The organism is Priestia sp. P5_B4, assembly GCF_056400385.1.
The window spans coordinates 1-1,039 of the sequence record NZ_JBFULJ010001126.1 but is presented as its reverse complement, the minus strand read 5'-3'; the positions used below and the strand labels follow the sequence as shown (position 1 = coordinate 1,039).

Here is a 1,039-nt window from a genome sequence, read left to right as displayed (position 1 = left end):
AATAACATCCGCTATTTAAATCGAAAGTGGCTCCTGTATAATGTTTTGCTTGAGGGCTCAGTAAAAAAAGAACCGTATCTGCCACGTCTTGAGGCGTAACAAAGCTCGGAATCAGCTGATGAGCAATGTATTCATTTTTGCGCCATTCTGGAATATTTTTCATCATATCGGTATTTACCATTGTAGGTGCTATGGCATTCACCCGGATATAAGGAGAAAAATTCATCGCACAGCTCTTGGTTAATCCTAGTATTGCTGCTTTAGACATTCCATATATAGCATCGGAGCTTCCTTCCATTCCTGACACGGAGGATATATTAATAATCGCTCCTTCCGTTTCTTTTTTCATTAATAATTCGCCAAAGTACTTGGAAAAATAAACATATCCTTTAATATTAATGTCCATCACAAAATCTATTTCGTTTTCTTCATAGTCCAATAAATTTTTTCCTAAATATACGCCCGCATTATTGACTAACCCATACAAATTTTTATCTTTTATTTGGTAAAAAAGATCTTTTACATCGTTTCCTTTTTTAACATCTACTACGTGTGTTTCAATATGGCCCTTTGTATCTTCAGCTAGCTGTTTCAAAGCTCCATCGTTAATATCACAAGCAATAACTGAATAGCCCTTCGACACACACTCTTTTACAATTTCTTTGCCAATTCCAGAACCTGCACCCGTAACCATTATCCATTTTTCTTTCATCTCGACACCTCTTATTTACTTCTGTTAGAAATACTTGTTATGTAAATATTCAAACATTTATTATACCATTATTTTCTATATAGGCATCCCTTTCTTGCGTTCTTTTTTAGCTTGCCTGACAAAGCGCGTATAGTTTTTTACGGGAGTGATAACGATAAGACAGTACATTATTTCAAACAAGAAAGAGATGATAAGACGTGGCAAAAGTACTTTATATTACAGCTCATCCTCACGATGAGTCTCAATCATTCAGTATGGCAACTGGAAAAGCATTTATCGATGCTTACAAAGAGCACAATTCAAGTGACGAAGTTGTACATATTGACC

2 protein-coding genes are annotated in these 1,039 nt (G+C 35.3%); one reads left to right on the top strand and one right to left on the bottom strand.

The annotated features are described in order from the left end of the window. Positions 1-712 (bottom strand): SDR family NAD(P)-dependent oxidoreductase (locus AC1DRF_RS29340; RefSeq protein ID WP_477742488.1); only part of this gene is annotated, 712 nt, incomplete at its 3' end. 197 nt (positions 713-909) lie between these two features. On the opposite strand from AC1DRF_RS29340, the gene AC1DRF_RS29335 reads away from it, so the two are divergent. Beyond that, positions 910-1,039: NAD(P)H-dependent oxidoreductase (locus AC1DRF_RS29335; protein WP_335576211.1), on the top strand; the 130-nt coding region annotated here is incomplete at its 3' end.